The 15,580-nt window shown below is 43.4% G+C and carries 16 protein-coding genes, 4 tRNA genes and 1 pseudogene; 19 read left to right on the forward strand and 2 right to left on the reverse strand.

Annotated elements, in window-relative coordinates; all coding sequences use genetic code 11:
- The first annotated feature begins 36 nt into the window (after positions 1-36).
- The 13 genes from nagA to JCM19055_RS07805 all read left to right on the forward strand — a co-directional run bounded on the left by nagA (position 37) and on the right by JCM19055_RS07805 (position 12,172).
- Complete coding sequence (nagA, locus tag JCM19055_RS07760) at positions 37-1,059, forward strand: N-acetylglucosamine-6-phosphate deacetylase (RefSeq protein WP_052366082.1); 1,023 nt, start codon at positions 37-39, stop codon at positions 1,057-1,059.
- Positions 1,056-1,205: an amidohydrolase family protein gene (locus tag JCM19055_RS25285; protein ID WP_081833534.1), complete on the forward strand. Its 150-nt coding sequence runs from the start codon at positions 1,056-1,058 to the stop codon at positions 1,203-1,205. Before nagA ends, JCM19055_RS25285 begins: the two co-directional genes overlap by 4 nt.
- Positions 1,206-1,457: 252 nt before the next feature.
- Positions 1,458-2,003 (forward strand): alpha/beta fold hydrolase, encoded by a 546-nt coding sequence (locus JCM19055_RS07765; RefSeq protein ID WP_265181930.1) that lies wholly within the window; start codon positions 1,458-1,460, stop codon positions 2,001-2,003.
- Entirely contained in the window at positions 1,972-2,229 is a 258-nt protein-coding gene (locus JCM19055_RS28925) for an alpha/beta fold hydrolase (protein WP_265181932.1), read from the forward strand. Before JCM19055_RS07765 ends, JCM19055_RS28925 begins: the two co-directional genes overlap by 32 nt.
- Before the next feature lie 4 nt (positions 2,230-2,233).
- Entirely contained in the window at positions 2,234-3,832 is a 1,599-nt protein-coding gene (locus JCM19055_RS07770; protein WP_042359341.1) for a UDP-N-acetylmuramoyl-tripeptide--D-alanyl-D-alanine ligase, read from the forward strand.
- A gap of 39 nt (positions 3,833-3,871) precedes the next feature.
- Complete coding sequence (locus JCM19055_RS07775) at positions 3,872-4,843, forward strand: D-alanine--D-alanine ligase (RefSeq protein WP_265181933.1); 972 nt, start codon at positions 3,872-3,874, stop codon at positions 4,841-4,843.
- Entirely contained in the window at positions 4,774-5,085 is a 312-nt protein-coding gene (locus tag JCM19055_RS28930; RefSeq protein WP_265181951.1) for a hypothetical protein, read from the forward strand. The genes JCM19055_RS07775 and JCM19055_RS28930 overlap by 70 nt, the downstream gene beginning before the upstream one ends.
- Before the next feature lie 109 nt (positions 5,086-5,194).
- On the forward strand, positions 5,195-6,202 hold the full coding sequence (locus JCM19055_RS07780; RefSeq protein ID WP_042359404.1) for an NADP-dependent oxidoreductase: 1,008 nt from the start codon (positions 5,195-5,197) through the stop codon (positions 6,200-6,202).
- 145 nt (positions 6,203-6,347) lie between these two features.
- Positions 6,348-6,554, forward strand: coding sequence for a CBS domain-containing protein (locus JCM19055_RS07785; RefSeq protein WP_042359342.1), 207 nt, complete (start codon positions 6,348-6,350; stop codon positions 6,552-6,554).
- A 2-nt stretch (positions 6,555-6,556) separates the two neighbouring features.
- The gene (locus JCM19055_RS07790; protein WP_052366083.1) at positions 6,557-8,068 is read left to right on the forward strand and encodes a sigma-54-dependent Fis family transcriptional regulator; all 1,512 of its coding nucleotides are present in this window, start codon (positions 6,557-6,559) and stop codon (positions 8,066-8,068) included.
- Positions 8,069-8,187: 119 nt separating this feature from the next.
- On the forward strand, positions 8,188-9,804 hold the full coding sequence (locus JCM19055_RS07795; protein ID WP_042359406.1) for an acyl-CoA dehydrogenase family protein: 1,617 nt from the start codon (positions 8,188-8,190) through the stop codon (positions 9,802-9,804).
- 14 nt (positions 9,805-9,818) lie between these two features.
- Positions 9,819-10,727, forward strand: coding sequence for an NAD(P)-dependent oxidoreductase (locus JCM19055_RS07800; protein ID WP_042359343.1), 909 nt, complete (start codon positions 9,819-9,821; stop codon positions 10,725-10,727).
- Positions 10,724-12,172 (forward strand): CoA-acylating methylmalonate-semialdehyde dehydrogenase, encoded by a 1,449-nt coding sequence (locus JCM19055_RS07805; protein WP_042359344.1) that lies wholly within the window; start codon positions 10,724-10,726, stop codon positions 12,170-12,172. Before JCM19055_RS07800 ends, JCM19055_RS07805 begins: the two co-directional genes overlap by 4 nt.
- Positions 12,173-12,224: 52 nt before the next feature.
- Here JCM19055_RS07805 and JCM19055_RS28935 read toward each other — a convergent pair whose 3' ends face one another.
- Positions 12,225-12,674: an enoyl-CoA hydratase/isomerase family protein gene (locus JCM19055_RS28935; RefSeq protein ID WP_370543051.1), complete on the reverse strand. Its 450-nt coding sequence runs from the start codon at positions 12,672-12,674 to the stop codon at positions 12,225-12,227.
- Positions 12,617-13,273 (reverse strand): 3-hydroxyisobutyryl-CoA hydrolase, encoded by a 657-nt coding sequence (locus JCM19055_RS28940; protein WP_052366085.1) that lies wholly within the window; start codon positions 13,271-13,273, stop codon positions 12,617-12,619. The genes JCM19055_RS28935 and JCM19055_RS28940 overlap by 58 nt, the downstream gene beginning before the upstream one ends.
- A gap of 280 nt (positions 13,274-13,553) precedes the next feature.
- Between JCM19055_RS28940 and JCM19055_RS07815 the strand changes: the two genes are divergently transcribed.
- The 6 genes and pseudogenes from JCM19055_RS07815 to JCM19055_RS07840 all read left to right on the forward strand — a co-directional run bounded on the left by JCM19055_RS07815 (position 13,554) and on the right by JCM19055_RS07840 (position 15,414).
- Positions 13,554-13,628: transfer RNA gene (locus JCM19055_RS07815), tRNA-Glu, on the forward strand.
- 87 nt (positions 13,629-13,715) lie between these two features.
- Positions 13,716-13,800: transfer RNA gene (locus JCM19055_RS07820), tRNA-Tyr, on the forward strand.
- Positions 13,801-13,807: 7 nt separating this feature from the next.
- Positions 13,808-13,882: transfer RNA gene (locus tag JCM19055_RS07825), tRNA-Gly, on the forward strand.
- Between the two features lie 45 nt (positions 13,883-13,927).
- A tRNA-Gly gene (locus tag JCM19055_RS07830) sits at positions 13,928-14,001 on the forward strand.
- 200 nt (positions 14,002-14,201) lie between these two features.
- Positions 14,202-14,788: pseudogene (sigW, locus tag JCM19055_RS07835) on the forward strand (RNA polymerase sigma factor SigW).
- Positions 14,785-15,414, forward strand: a complete 630-nt coding sequence (locus JCM19055_RS07840; protein ID WP_042359345.1) for an anti-sigma factor — start codon at positions 14,785-14,787, stop codon at positions 15,412-15,414. Before sigW ends, JCM19055_RS07840 begins: the two are co-directional and overlap by 4 nt.
- Positions 15,415-15,580: the final 166 nt, after the last annotated feature.

Genomic DNA, 15,580 nt, shown 5'->3' on the forward strand with positions numbered 1-15,580 from the left:
AGCATGATATCGTAACGAAAGAAAGAGGTGTGGCACATGGAGTCGTTTATCATACACGGGCCAACAATCATTGATCATCGCTCAGCTTGGAGCAATGGGTATATTTATGTGAAACAAGGAAAGATTGCGGACGTGGGCCAAGACTTAACCTCTAAGCAATTCAAAGGGGTGGAGCGTTATCACCTTGATGAGTCATCGTTTCTTTTGCCTGGTTTTATTGACCTTCATATTCACGGGGGTTACGGGGTAGATGTGATGGATGGTACGGATGAAGTTTATGCGCGATTAGGCAAGCGATTACCAGAAGAAGGCACCACATCCTACGTAGCAACGACAATCACAAGTTCTGTGGAACAGACAAGTCGAGCGCTTCATAAGGCGGCGACTCATAAAGAAGAAAACGGAGCGGCGACAATGCTAGGGGTTCATTTAGAAGGTCCGTTTCTTTCTGAATCAAAGCGTGGCGCCCAGCCAATCGTCCATCTTCAATTGCCGAGCGTTCCTCAATACGAAACGTTTCAACGATTCGCACAAGGTAAAATTAAAATCGTCACCCTCGCTCCTGAACTTGCAGGTGCTACAGAACTTCAAAAGCAACTGCAAAAAGAGGGCGTACGAACGTCGATTGGTCATTCAAATGCCACGTACGATGACGTTTTAACTTTTTTGGAACAAGAAGAATGCGACGCAAACGTTACACACCTTTTTAATGGAATGAGTGGTTTTCATCACCGTGAACCTGGTGTTGTTGGGACGGCGTTATCCCATGATCGTCTGCTCAGTGAGTTAATCGTTGATGGTCATCATGTTCATGAAGGAGCTATTCGTGGGGCGTATCGGGCGATTGGTGCAAAACAGCTCATCTTGATCACGGATGCGATGCGAGCAAAAGGATTGGGTGATGGAAGTTATGAACTTGGTGGACAGCGAGTAATCGTCTCAAATGGGCAGGCGCGATTAGAAGACGGGACGCTTGCCGGAAGTGTACTCAAAATGAATGATGCAGTTGATAAGATGCGTTCAATTACAGGGCAACGTGGCAAGAGATTGTACGAATGACTTCGTATAACGCAGCTAAGTCTTTGCAAATCACTACGAAAAAGGGACGCATTGCTAAAAACTGTGATGCAGACTTTGTGGTTTACCAAAACGATCAACTTACCGAGACGTGGTGTGGTGGTCATCGAATGTACAAACGACACTAAGAGATTCGTCCAACACTCGTAAACGATGAAAAGAAATAAGGCTTCTGCATCTGTTGATGGAGAAGTTTTTTTTGCTAAAGTCATAGAGGCGTTCAGCACAGATGGCAATCTCGTGACATAGGTTTAAATGAGGAGATCACACCTTTTGCAAATCAAGAGCATCGTGTAAAATAAAAATGTGGTATGATAAAGAAATGAGCGTTCAACAGTAACGAATACCTATGTTTCTACTATAGAATGGGGCGTTTATGCGTGTTTACAGATATTCATGGAATGCAGGTTCATTTCCATTGTACAGGTGAAGGGAAGGACGTCCTGCTCTTGCACGGTTGGGGAGCTAATATTCAAGCTTTTTCACCAGTTCATTCAAACTTAGAAAAACACTTTAAAGTATGGTCGATTGATTTACCGGGATTTGGAGAAAGTGATGAACCATCAGAGCCGTGGGGATCATACGACTATTCAGAATGGCTTCGAAACTTTATCGAACATCATAATATTGAAGATCCGATTCTTGTCGGACATTCAAATGGTGGACGAATTTCAATTCAATACGCGACAAAATACCCGGTACACAAAGTTATCCTCGTTGATAGTGCTGGAGTAAAACCAAAACGCAAATTCAATTATTACGTTAAAGTATATTCATTTAAAACTGCAAAGAAAATATTAAGCTTACCAGGTTTACGATCTAAAAAAGACGAGATCCTCACAAAAATGAAGAAAAAAAGTAGGATCGACAGATTATCAAAACGTATCAGGAATTATGCAACAAACACTCGTGAAGGTTGTCAATGAAGACTTGCAACACCTTATGCCGAAGATTCAGGTGCCAACATTGCTCGTTTGGGGAGAAAAGGATGATGATACACCAGTCTCTCATGGTCAAACGATGGAAAAGTTAATACCTAATTCGGGGCTCGTCGTTTTGAAAGGCGCTGGGCATTTTGCATACCTTGATAACCTCCAAGAATTCTTGATTATCGTCAACAATTTCCTGGAAAAAGACAAGGAGGCCCACTAGACGTATGGAAACTTTGCTCATTGTACTGCTACTCATTGCTTGGGCGCTGTATACGGCCATACGGGTAAAACGCAATGTCCATATGCTTCAATTAAACTCTTATCGAAATGAACGATATTTTCGATGGATGAAAGGCACACCTTTAAAGGCCTTTCGATTTGTAGATTTAGTGCCAGTACTCGCACTCGTTGCACTGCCGTTTTCTGAGGCTATGTCGTTTTATGTGATGTCTGCGATTGCTGTCATTTTGTTTGCGTTACTCACGGTCATGAGGCCACAATTTGAAGAGAAGAAAAAGCTCGTGTATACCCCTCGAGTAAAGCGTCTTTTAGCTGCGATCGCCATATTGTACGTCTTGTTTGCCATTTGCGCGGTTTGGATAAGTTCTGGAGACAGCTTCTCAATGGCAGCACTTATTGCTCTCCTTACGATTGCTACGTTTATTGCGTATTTCTTTGTAATGATTGCGAATGTGATTACGTTGCCAATTGAAAGTCAGATCAACCAATACTATTTCCATGATGCGGAGCGCATCGTAAGAGGCATGCCGCACCTTGAAGTGATTGGTGTGACGGGTAGTTTTGGGAAAACGAGTACAAAACATATCTTAAAAGACGTTCTATCTAGTAAATATAATGTTCTGATGACACCAGAAAGCTACAACACAAAAATGGGTGTTACTAGAACGATTCGGGAACATTTAAAGCCATACCATGAGTTGTTCATTGCAGAAATGGGTGCAAAACAAGAGCATGACATTGAAGAGATTTGCACACTTGTAAACCATAAATACGGAATCGTAACTGCAATTGGAGAACAGCATTTAGAGACGTTTAAGACGCTAGATACGATTAAGAAGACGAAGTTTGAGATCGTTGAAACGCTTCCTCATGACGGGACAGCTTTCTTAAATAAAGACGATGAGAATATCCAATCGTATCAACAGATGAACAATGTTCGGACGATGTATTACGGTATTGATGCAGAAGACTTGCATTACCGTGCAACCGACATTTCTTATTCTGGAAAAGGTACAACATTTACCGTTCACAAATACGATGGAACGAGTGCCGAGATTCAAACGAAACTCCTTGGCCGACACAACATCTATAACATCCTAGCGGCTATTGCCATTGGTGCTGAGAAGAATATTCCTCTTGAAACGATTGCGCGTGCAATTAAAGGGGTAGCACCGGTGAAACACCGCCTAGAGCTTAAGAAAACAAGTGACACGTTAACGATTATTGATGATAGCTTTAACTCCAATCCGACGGGTTCAAAGATGGCAGTTGAAGTACTCGGTTATATGCCAGAGAAGAAGGTGCTCATTACACCGGGGATGATTGAACTTGGTGATAAAGAGTACGAATTGAACAAACGTCTCGGTATGCATGCAGCTGAGGTGTGTGATTACATTATTCTTGTCGGTAAGAAACAAACGGTTCACCTTCAAGATGGTCTCAAAGAAGCTGGATACCCAGAAGAGCAGTATCACGTCGCTTCCAATTTACAAGAAGCACTAGACGTGATGAGGAAAGTAACAGCGTCAGAGCCTTCGGTTGTTTTACTTGAAAACGACCTACCAGATACGTTTTTAGAGTAGATAAAGAACGGAGATGAGAAAACGTGAGAACTAGAGTAGGTGTATTTTTTTGGCGGCATCTCCGTCGAGCATGAAGTATCGGTTATTTCCGGTTTGCAAGCCATTCATGCGATGGATGCTGATCGCTACGAAGCCATTCCGATTTACATTAGTAAGGGTCGCACGTGGTATACAGGTGAGAAGTTAACAGATATTGAAGCATACAAAGACTTGAAGGCTCTTTTAAGCGAAGCAACACCAGTTATCCCAGTAGCGGCTGACAATGGTGGGATCGTCTTGCAGAAGAATCCAGCCCCTCGTTTTGGGAAGCGTGAAGTTAGTCAGATCGATGTCGCTTTTCCTGTCTTACATGGGACGTTTGGAGAAGACGGAGGACTTCAAGGGTTATTTGAACTGATGAATATTCCGTATGTTGGCTGTGATGTCGGTGCATCCGCTCTTGGTATGGATAAAGTGACGATGAAGCAAGTGCTTCGTAACGAAAAGTTGCCTGTACTAAACGATGTCTGGTTCTATAACCGTGAGTGGCAAGAGGATTCAGCGTCGATTGTAAAACGAATTGAAGAAGAGATTGGTTTGCCTGCGATTGTTAAACCAGCAAACTTAGGGTCGAGCGTAGGAATTGGAGTTGCCCGCAATCAAGAAAGCTTGGAAATTGCCATTGAAGAGGCGCTTGAGTACGCATCGAAACTAATCGTTGAACCTTTAATCACGGACCTTAAGGAAATGAACTGTTCCGTATTAGGGGATACTGACGAAGCAGAAGCATCTGTCATTGAAGAAGTATTAAAGACCGAAGACATTTTGAGTTATGCGGATAAATATCAAGGTAGCTCAAGAGGTGGAAGTAAAGGTGGCAATGGTTCTAAATCGATGGGTGGCGGAATGGAAAGTACAGATCGTATTATTCCTGCCCGATCTCAGACGAAGAAACAGAGCAGATCCAAACACTTGCGGTATCAACGTTTAAAGCACTCGGATGTGGTGGCGTTTCGCGAATTGATTTTATGAAAGACGAAGCGAACGATACCATTTACGTGAATGAAATTAATACAATTCCTGGATCATTGTCGTTTTATTTATGGGAAGCGGCGGATAAAGATTTCCAAACGCTAACCAATGACTTGATTCAATTAGCTCTTAAGCGTCAACGAGATCGTGAAAGACTAACGTTCTCAATTGATTCAAACCTTTTCTCTCTCCAAGGTGGAGGCGGAGGAAAAGGCGGCAGCAAGGGTGGAAGCAAACGATAACCTGTTGATTATTCAACAGGTTTTTTTGTGCCTTTTGGCGAATGAACAAGGTGACACGTTGTTTAATGATGTCAAAAACGAGGAACAGAAGAAGAAAAGGAGGAAGATCATGAAACAGCAACAAATTCTACTTAAAGAGCGACCGAACGGAATGCCAACAAGCAGCACGTTTCAATATGGAGAAACGGATGTTGTTCAACCGACTGAAGGGGAAGTACAACTCAAAACGTTGTACCTCTCAGTCGATCCGTACATGCTAGGAAGAATGAACGATGCGAAATCATATACGGCTCCATTTCAAGTTGGAGAGCCATTAAATGGCGGGATCGTGGCTGTTGTAACAAAGAGTCATTCAAGTGACCTTCAAGAAGGTGACGTTGTGACGGGGATGTTGGAATGGAAAGAATACAATACAGTTGATGCCGATGCGGTTCGTAAGCTTGATTTACACGGTGTTTCAAGCTCTACGGCACTCGGTGTACTTGGAATGCCTGGACTCACAGCATACTTTGGTATGTATAAAATTGGTGAACCGAAAGAAGGAGAAACGGTCGTCATTTCAGGTGCTGCAGGTGCGGTCGGTTCAGTTGCGGGACAACTTGCTAAGATTAAGGGAGCCCGTGTGATCGGAATCGTCGGATCAAAGGAAAAGGCCGATTACATTAAATCCCTCGGGTTTGACGAAGCGATTAATTATAAAACCGATAATCTGAAAGAAGTTCTAAAAGAGCACTGCCCCGATGGCATTGATGTGTACTTTGAAAATGTAGGAGGGGAAATTAGCGATCACATTCTGCCTCACTTAAACACATTTGCTCGTGTGCCGGTTTGTGGATCGATCTCCTCGTACAATCTCGAAAAAGGTGAGAGAGATATCGGGGTGCGAGTGCAAGGTTTTCTCGTAAAAGCTCGTGTGAAAATGCAAGGATTCCTCGTTCGTGACTTTGAAGATCAATTCCAAGAAGCCTACAAAGCATTAGCAAGTTACGTTGAAGCAGGTGAGCTTCAATACGAAGAAACGATTCATGAAGGTCTTGAACGAGTTCCAGAAGCGTTTATTGGTCTTTTTAAAGGCGAGAACATTGGCAAACAGCTCGTAAAAGTATCCGAGAAATAGCGTGAATTTATTTCGCCCAAAGGTAGTTACCTTTGGGTTTTTTTGTATGTGGAATAAAGGAATTTTTCGTACAGTGTCTAAACAACTATACATAAGACTTTGACAGTTCCTGAGTAGTCAACAATTAACGAAAGAAGGGAAGCGTATGCTCCTTCATACTCGAAATCATTGTGGTCAGTGGATGAATATTCAACCGACTACGATTGACGTAACGATGACGATACGAGAAGCCAAGTCAATGATGACGATGCAAGAGCAATCAGAAATGGCCGTAGTAGAGGATGGACGTTTTTTAGGGTCATTCGAATATGGCGTTGTTTACGAAGTGATGATGACCAACAAACGGTGGTGAACGTGATCGAACGACCACATGCGATTGTAGATGAACGCTGCTCATTACGAGAACGTAAAGAGTCATTATTATACGTTGTGCATCACGAGAGTGGTGTCCTTTCTGGAGTTATTGGTATGGATGAACGGCTTGCATTTACCCATTATCTTGAAGAGCAAGAAGAGAAACAAAGGCAGATGAATCGATGGTTAATGCATAGTCTGGATACGGCGTATGAGGGCGTTGTGATTGTTGATCACAAAGGCATCATCCAAGTGTTTAATGAAACGTATAGCCGCTTTGTCGGTGTAACGAAGGAAGAAGCGATTGGTCGACCAGTCGAGGAAGTGATTGAGAATACAAGGATCCCTGTTGTCTTAAAGACGGGTGTGCCTGAACGTAGTCAAGCACACCGTCTGCAAGGTCAAGAACTCGTCGTCCATCGGTTGCCGATGTGGCAAGAAGGAGAAATCATCGGGGCAGTTGGCATGCTCGTGTTTGAAGGGAAGACTGAACTAGAAGAAACGTTGCAACGGTTAGAGCGCATTCCGCAAGCAGCAGCCATCGAAGAGAGTCGTTGGCACAAACATACTGAAAGCAATGTGAGTGTTCGCTTTGAAGATATTATTGGGGAAAGTCCGGCAATTGCAGGTGCGAAGAAAATAGGCAGAAAAGCGGCAGTGACCGAGGTGCCTGTATTGCTAACAGGAGAAACAGGGGTTGGAAAGGAACCTTTTGCTCATGCGATTCACCATAAGAGTCATCATCAGAAAGGTCCGTTTGTTGCAGTGAATTGTGCTGCCATTCCAGAAAGCTTGTTTGAGTCGGAGTTGTTCGGCTATTTAAAAGGAGCATTTACTGGGACGCGTGCAGAAGGAAAAGTGGGGAAAGTAGAGCTTGCAAACGGGGGGACGTTGTTTCTCGATGAGATTGGTGACATGCCCTTTGAATCCCAGGCGAAAATCTTACGTGTATTAGAGACGAAGCAAGTGGAAAGGGTGGGTGGTTCGACACCTGTTCACGTAGACTTTCGCTTAGTTGCAGCGACGAATCAAGACCTTAAAGCGAAAATGTTGCAAGGCACATTTCGAGAAGATTTGTATTATCGTTTGAACGTAATTCACATTGAAATTCCACCGCTAAGAGAACGGAAGCAAGACATTCCATCATTGATTGCTCATCATTTGAAACTCCGTGAACAAGAAGGATTTCAGAAGAAAACGCTCACGAAAGCAGTGTTGGAGCGCATGTTTTCGTATAGCTGGCCAGGTAATGTACGTGAATTGTTTCATTACCTTGAACGGATGTATGTTCTTTCTGAGGGGCCCATTATTAATGAACAAGATTTGCCGAAAGAGTTGCTGCAGCGTACGTTCATTCCGGCGTCATCGATGACGCCACCCACCTCTGATCAAGAACTCATTTACGAGGCACTTAAGGAAGCGAAGGGTAACAAGTCTGAGGCGGCAAAGCAATTAGGGATTTCTAGAGCTACGTTATACAACAAGTTGGCTAAGTATGGTCTTTCTGTTTAATAAGGATCGACAGTGTCTATACATTTAGACATTTTCAACTGTGCGATGCCTTGTTTCGCCGTATTTAAATGTTGGCACAGACTTTGCTTATTAAGTATGGAAAGGAGGCCATTCATTTGATGAATTCGAGCATGCTTTTTGGAGGAACTCTTGATGACTCTTCGTTCAGTCCGGAAGAACGTACGAGTGAAGAGCAAATGATCATAAAGACAGCAGAGCAGTTTGTTGAGGGTTATCCCTTACAAAACCCAGAGAAGACGGAGCAACAAGACCAATCTTGGATAAAGACGTGCTTTCAGGCTGCTGGTGAACTTGGTTTACAAGCAGTAGAGGTACCGGAGGCATACGGGGGATTAGGTCTTGGCAAGCGACTATCGGGTGTCGTTGCAGAACAAGTTGGGAACGGCGGTGGATCATTTAGTGTATCGTTTAACATTCATGTGGGGGTAGGGACGACTCCATATATGTATTACGGTACAGAGTGGCAAAAGTCGATGTACTTACCGAAACTTGCTTCAGGAGAATGGATTGGTGCCTATGCATTAACGGAGCCAGAAGCAGGATCAGATGCGTTAAATGGGAAAACAAAAGCGGTCTTTGATAAAGAGAAGAATGTGTATCAGATCACTGGTGAAAAGCAATGGATTACGAATGCTCATGTAGCGGACGTATTCATTGTATTTGCTCAGACTTCAGAAGGGATGACTGCTTTTATTGTGGAACGCACGATGGAAGGCGTTTCAATCGGACCAGAAGAGAAGAAGATGGGGATCAAAGGTTCATCGACAGCGACACTTCTTCTTGATCAAGTTGTTGTGACAGAAAAGCACATTTTAGGAGAGCTAGGAAAAGGTCACAAAATTGCACTCAATACGCTAAACTTAGCTCGTTTGAAATTGGCGTTTAATAATATTGGTGCAGCGAAGCGAGCGTTACATTTGGCAACCACGTATGCGACGGAGCGCGTTCAATTTAAAACCCCCATTGCGTCGTTTACGTTAATCCAAGAGAAACTTGCAGAAGTGACTTCGGCGATCTATGCAATTGAGAGTTATGCGTACCAAACGGCAAGTCGTTTAGATGAAGCTCTTCAGTCAGATGGGGATCACGATCACTCAAGTGTGTTGGCATTGTTTATTGCAGATTGTGCCATGTGTAAAACAATTGCTTCTGAAGTGTTGGCATTTGCAACAGATGAAGCGGTACAAATCCATGGTGGTTATGGGTATATGCAAGAATATGAAGTTGAGCGTTTATACCGAGATGCGCGGATTAATCGTATTTTTGAAGGGACGAATGAGATCAATCGTCTTGCTGCAGCAAAAGCAGTATTGAAACGACAAGTCAATGTATCGCATGCAGAAGATGAACAAGGACAATGGATCGTTGCTGCTGAGATGATTTATACGCAAATGTTGAAAGCGCTTACTGACAAGCCTGAGCAACGTGAGCAAGAAGTTCTAAGGTGGATCGCAGATGGGTACGGGACAATTTCAATGATGAGGTCTTCGTATTTACGATCCAGAACAAAAGAAAGTGACCAGAAAAGGAACATTACGCTAGTCGTACTTGAAGAAGGATTCCAACAAGTGCAAAGCATCGTGCAACGTGTCTATCAAGCTATTGAACAACCAGCGCAGGAATTGAAACTGAATGTACCGACTCCAAGCAACGTGATGAAGGTGAAGCGACACATTGCAGAACTCGTTATTGATCGTAAACGCTACACAACGTGAAGGGGGAATTGAAAATGAAAATCGGATTTATTGGACTTGGGAATATGGGTTATCCGATGAGCAGGAATCTACTCGATTCTGGATACGACGTGTACGGATTAGACTTAAATCCGGAAATGGAGCGACGGTTCGAAGCACTCGGTGGTCAAGTCGGACAGTCGGTTGAATCGTTAGCGAAGACGTGTGACGTAGTGATGACAAGTCTACCTTCAGTTGTTGCGTATGAACATGTGTATTTGGCAGAAGATGGTTTGATCCGTCACGCAGCGCCCGGTGTACTTCTCATCGATACGAGCACGGTTGCTCCAGAGAACAACGAAAATGTAGAAAAGGTAGCCAACGACTACAATGTGCGCTTTTTGCAAGCGCCCGTAAGTGGCGGGGTTGTCGGTGCTGAAAACCGGACATTAACGTTTATGGCAGGTGGTAAAGCCTCAGTCTTTCAGGATGCTAAACCGATTATGGATACGCTCGGTGCAAACGTATTTCATATTGACGAAAAAATCAGTAGTGGCACGATGACAAAGCTTATTAACAATTTACTCATCGGGTTTTATACGGCTGGTGTGAGCGAGGCTGTTGCGCTTGCGAAGAAACAAGGAATGAACTTGGATGGATTATTTGATGTGATGAATGTGAGCTACGGTCAAAGTCGAATTTATGAACGCAACTATAAAACGTTTATGGCAACGAAGGATTACAACCCGGGCTTCACGCTTAGTCTCCTTCGAAAAGACTTAGGTTTTGTAAAAGAAACGATGGAACAAGTGGGGCTCGACCTGCCGGTGACGAATGTGCTTCTAGATGTGTACGAGGAAGCCGAAGACGCAGGCTATGGGGAAAAAGATATGGCGAGTTTGTATGAACATGTTGGCAAACAAAAAATTACATTTCAAGCAAAACGAGAGGAGTCAACGTCATGACAAAAACCATCCGCAATTATATTAATGATCAGTGGCAAGAATCCGTAGGTGGACACCTTGAATCTGTGCCGAATCCTGCAACAGGTGAGGAAATTGCGAAAGTGCCAATCTCAACAGCAGAAGATGTAAATTTAGCGGTTGAAGCTTCAAAAGAAGCGTATAAAACGTGGTCGCTCGTACCTGTACCTGAGCGAGCAAGACTCATGTTTCGGTATTTGCACTTGTTAAATGAAAACAAACAAGAATTAGGAGACATTATTACGCTTGAAAATGGTAAGACGTTAAAAGACGCACACGGTGAAGTGCAACGAGGGATTGAGGTTGTTGAACTCGCGACTTCGACCCCGAACTTAATGATGGGAGACGCGTTGCCGCGCATTGCTGGAGGGATTGACGGTTCAATCTGGCGCTATCCCCTTGGCGTTGTTGCTGGGATTACGCCATTTAATTTCCCGATGATGGTTCCGTTGTGGATGTTTCCGCTCGCAATTGCGTGTGGCAATACGTTTGTACTGAAAACATCTGAAAGAACACCGGTTCTTGCCGAGCGGCTTGTTGAACTGTTTTACGAAGCTGGATTTCCAAAAGGGGTATTAAATCTTGTGCACGGGGCAAAAGATGTCGTCAATCGAATTCTCACTCACCCTGATATCGAAGCGATTTCGTTTGTTGGTTCAGAGCCGGTAGCTCGAATTGTTTACGAAACAGGCACCAAGCATGGAAAACGAGTCCAGGCGCTTGCAGGTGCAAAAAATCATGCGACGGTACTTGCCGATTGTCAGTTAGACAAAACTATTGAAGGGGTCATTGGTTCTGCATTTGGAAGTAGTGGAGAACGTTGTATGGCTTGTTCTGTTGTTGTTGTCACTGAGGACATTGCAGATGAATTTATTGATGAGTTAACGAAACGGACGAAAGCCTTAACGGTTGGTGATGGTCACGATGATCAGAACTTTGTTGGTCCTCTCATTCGCGAATCCCATAAAGAACGAGTACTTGGCTATATAGATGACGGTGTTCGTTCAGGTGCCAAGCTACTCGTAGATGGGAGAGAAAAAGGGGATCAAGTAGAGGCGGGTTATTTTGTCGGTGCTACGTTATTTGATCATGTGACTCAAGAAATGAAGATATGGCAAGATGAGATTTTTGCACCGGTGTTAAGTATCGTTCGCGTAAAAGATCTTGATGAAGCGATTGAAGTTACGAATGCTTCCTCATTTGCAAATGGTGCGGTCATTTATACGTCGAGTGGGAAGTCTGCTCAGACATTCCGCGATCGAATTGATGCAGGGATGGTCGGCGTGAACGTAAATGTTCCAGCACCGATGGCGTTCTTTGCATTTGCAGGAAACAAAGCATCGTTTTTCGGTGATTTAGGAACGAATGGCAAAGATGGCGTTCAATTTTATACGAGGAAAAAAGTCGTCACGGAACGTTGGTTTTAACAAAAGAAGCGTGACCTGACATCATCGTCCAGGTCACGCTTCTTTTCTTTCGTTACGCTTTAAAATAAGAATCAACGAGTTCATCGTCTACATCTTCAAGCGTTGGGTAGTCATAATTCGGTGACTGATGCTTTTTTATTAACACAGCATCGACACCTTCATAGAAGTCATTGTTACGTAAGAAGTTCATTGCGACGACAACGTCCATATTCAACGTGTCTTCAAGTGAGCGGTGGGCATAGTCGAGCATGTACTTATGAGTAACCTTTAAAGAAACCGGTGATTTGGAAAGAAGGATGTTCGCATGCTCATCACCGAATGCATCGCCACGACCACGCAATTTGGCAACAATATCTTCAACAGAATATAAGTGGAACGTGCCATCAATGTCATTTTGCAATGCTGCTAGTTCTCCATGAGGTGGCTCTGCTGCAAGTGAACCAATTAGCTCGTCCAGTTTGTGGTCAGCTTCTTCAACATTCGTCCAGTCGTAATCGACAATTTTTTTTGTTCAAGCACATGAAGGTCTTCTACGTAGAAGTCAGCCGCTCCGATGTAAAGAATGTCAGCAGCTCGAATGGTTTTTGCGGTCAACGCCAAATACATTCCTGTATATCCAGGCGCTTGATTTAAGAAATGAACGCCCCCGACGTCAGGAAAGAATGCAATGTTCATTTCAGGCATCGCCCATTTTGTATTATGCGTAACGATGCGGTGGCTCGTTCCTTGAGTAAGCCCAACGCCACCGCCCATCACAACGCCGTTTAAAAGCGATACAATTGGTTTTGAGTAGTTTGCAAGTAGGAGATCAAGCTCATATTCATCGACGAAAAACTGCTTCGCATTATTAAATTGTTCGTCACCTTCTTTTGCAGAGGCGAGCGTTTTAATGTCTCCTCCTGCACAAAACCCTTTTTCACCGCTTCCCTTGAAAACGATTACAGAAATAGCTTTATCATTTTGCCATTGCTTTAGTTGTTGTAGCATTGCAGTAACCATGTTGTTCGTAATGGAGTTTAATGCTTTAGGTCGGTTAAGCGTAATGATCCCTACGCCAGTTGTCGTTGTAGAAAACGTCACTTCTGTCGTTGTCGTTGTCAAAGTAATCCTCCTCAAGTTTGTGTTCGAAAATGTACATTGGTGCATTTTCGACAAAAGCTTCTCGTATTCCTGCATTCATTATTGGGGATCATACGAAAGAATCAAGTGATTTACCTGTTTTCAAAAACAAAACAGTTGCTTATAACGTCGTTAAAAGCCTATACTAATAGGGGTTTCCGGGGTTGAAAAATTTTCTTTAAAAAGTTTTTAAAAACCTATTGCTTTTTCTTTGAGAAGATCATATAATATTATTTGTCAGCAAGAGACACACCAACGAAATGGCCCGTTGGTCAAGGGGTTAAGACACCGCCCTTTCACGGCGGTAACGCGGGTTCGAATCCCGCACGGGTCACCAATTTAACTTATATCGATGACTTCCCAGCAAAGCCATTTGCTGGTTTTATCATTTGTGAATACTGGAAGATCATTCCATTTTTAAGATGGAGGGGTAGCGAAGTGGCTAAACGCGGCGGACTGTAAATCCGCTCCCTCAGGGTTCGGCGGTTCGAATCCGTCCCCCTCCACCATTTTCATGCGGGAGTAGTTCAGTGGTAGAACACCACCTTGCCAAGGTGGGGGTCGCGGGTTCGAATCCCGTCTCCCGCTCCATTGATTTTTATTTTTAAGTATGATAGGATACATAGTATCTTAAATGCGGGTGTAGTTTAGTGGTAAAACCTCAGCCTTCCAAGCTGATGATGTGGGTTCGATTCCCATCACCCGCTCCAATTACATAACTACTAAGGGCAGAACATCATGTTTTGCTCTTTTTTTATTGTATTTTTATTAAGATTAAAGTGGGCAAAATAATTCATGCTAAAATAAAACGATTGGACGAAAAAAATTCTAGCGCTTTTTTTCAAATTTGTTGAAACCATAACGATTGGAAAAGCGTAATCATAGAGAACGGACACAAGGCGGGGTTTGCATGGATGATTGGCTAAATCAATGTATACGAGAAGTTAAGGCAGGAGAGACGGAAGCTTTTGCCCAAATTGTTGATGCGTACAAAGATAAAGTGTATCAAGTGGCTTATCGAATGGTCGGGAACGCACAAGAAGCGCAAGACGTTTCGCAAGAAGCATTCATCCGTGCGTATACGAATATTGAGCGCTACGATGTGAATCGGAAATTCTCCACGTGGCTATTCCGCATTGCGACGAATTTAAGCATCGACCGACTTAGAAAGAAGAAGCCAGACTTTTCTTTAGACGCAGAAGTGAATGGCGCAGAAGGCTTGATGGTTACGCCCAACTTGCTGCAACAGATGCACTTCCAGATGAGCAAGTTGTAACGCTCGAGTGGCAAGCTTCCATCCAAAATGAAATTGATACGTTGCCACCGAAGTATCGAGCTGCAATTATTTTGAAATATATGGAGGATTTGTCGTTACAAGAGATGAGCGAAATTCTTGATCTTCCAGTTGCTACGGTGAAAACGCACGTTCATCGAGGTAGAGAAGCACTACGTAAAAAGCTAAAAAAAATGGTAACAAAGGGGCGTAGAAGGTTATGAGCTGTTTGAAACACAGCGATTCGATTCACCGTTATTTTGATGGTGAGATGACTCAAATTGAGCGTGAACAGCTCTATCGACATCTAGAGGGTTGCTCTGAATGCCAAGAGCATTATGATGAAGTTAAGAAATCGATTGCGCTTGTTCAAAGCGCTTCACATATTCAAGCACCAAAGGATTTCACAGAAAATGTTATGAGTGCATTACCTCAAAAGAAAAAGAAGCGAACGTTCGCTTGGAAGAAATGGTCAAAAAAACCATCCGTCCTTGTTGCTGCAGCAGTGTTTCTTCTATTTATGTCGTCAATGACTTGGCTTAACTGGACAGGGATGAGTGGTGGAGAGATGGCGATTTCTGGGGTCGGTAATTTTGAAGTTGACCAAGAAAGCAATACGGTCATCATCCCTGAAGGTGAAGTAATTGAAGGGAATTTAACCGTTCGCAATGGAGATGTGGACGTTCAAGGTGAGGTTCAAGGAGATTTAACTGTCATTAACGGTGAGCAATATATGGCTTCAGCTGGTCAGGTGGCAGGCAACATTGAAGAAGTGAATCAAGTACTGTCTTGGTTATGGTACGAAACGAAAGAATTGTTCTCTAACCTCTCACCAGATCAAGAAGATTGAGACCTTGCTAGAAGTACTAGCAAGGTTTTTACTGTTTTTATGAAGGAAAAGGATGTTGTTGAGAATTTTACATTTGATTTAGAGGGGATTGCGGTTTTTTTTAAGCGGGTTTTTGAGGAAGCCGGTGTAACAAGTGGGTAAAGAACACGTAGTAATAAGTAGATGA

This window comes from Geomicrobium sp. JCM 19055 (assembly GCF_000698185.1).
Taxonomy (GTDB): domain Bacteria; phylum Bacillota; class Bacilli; order Bacillales; family Marinococcaceae; genus Geomicrobium_A; species Geomicrobium_A sediminis.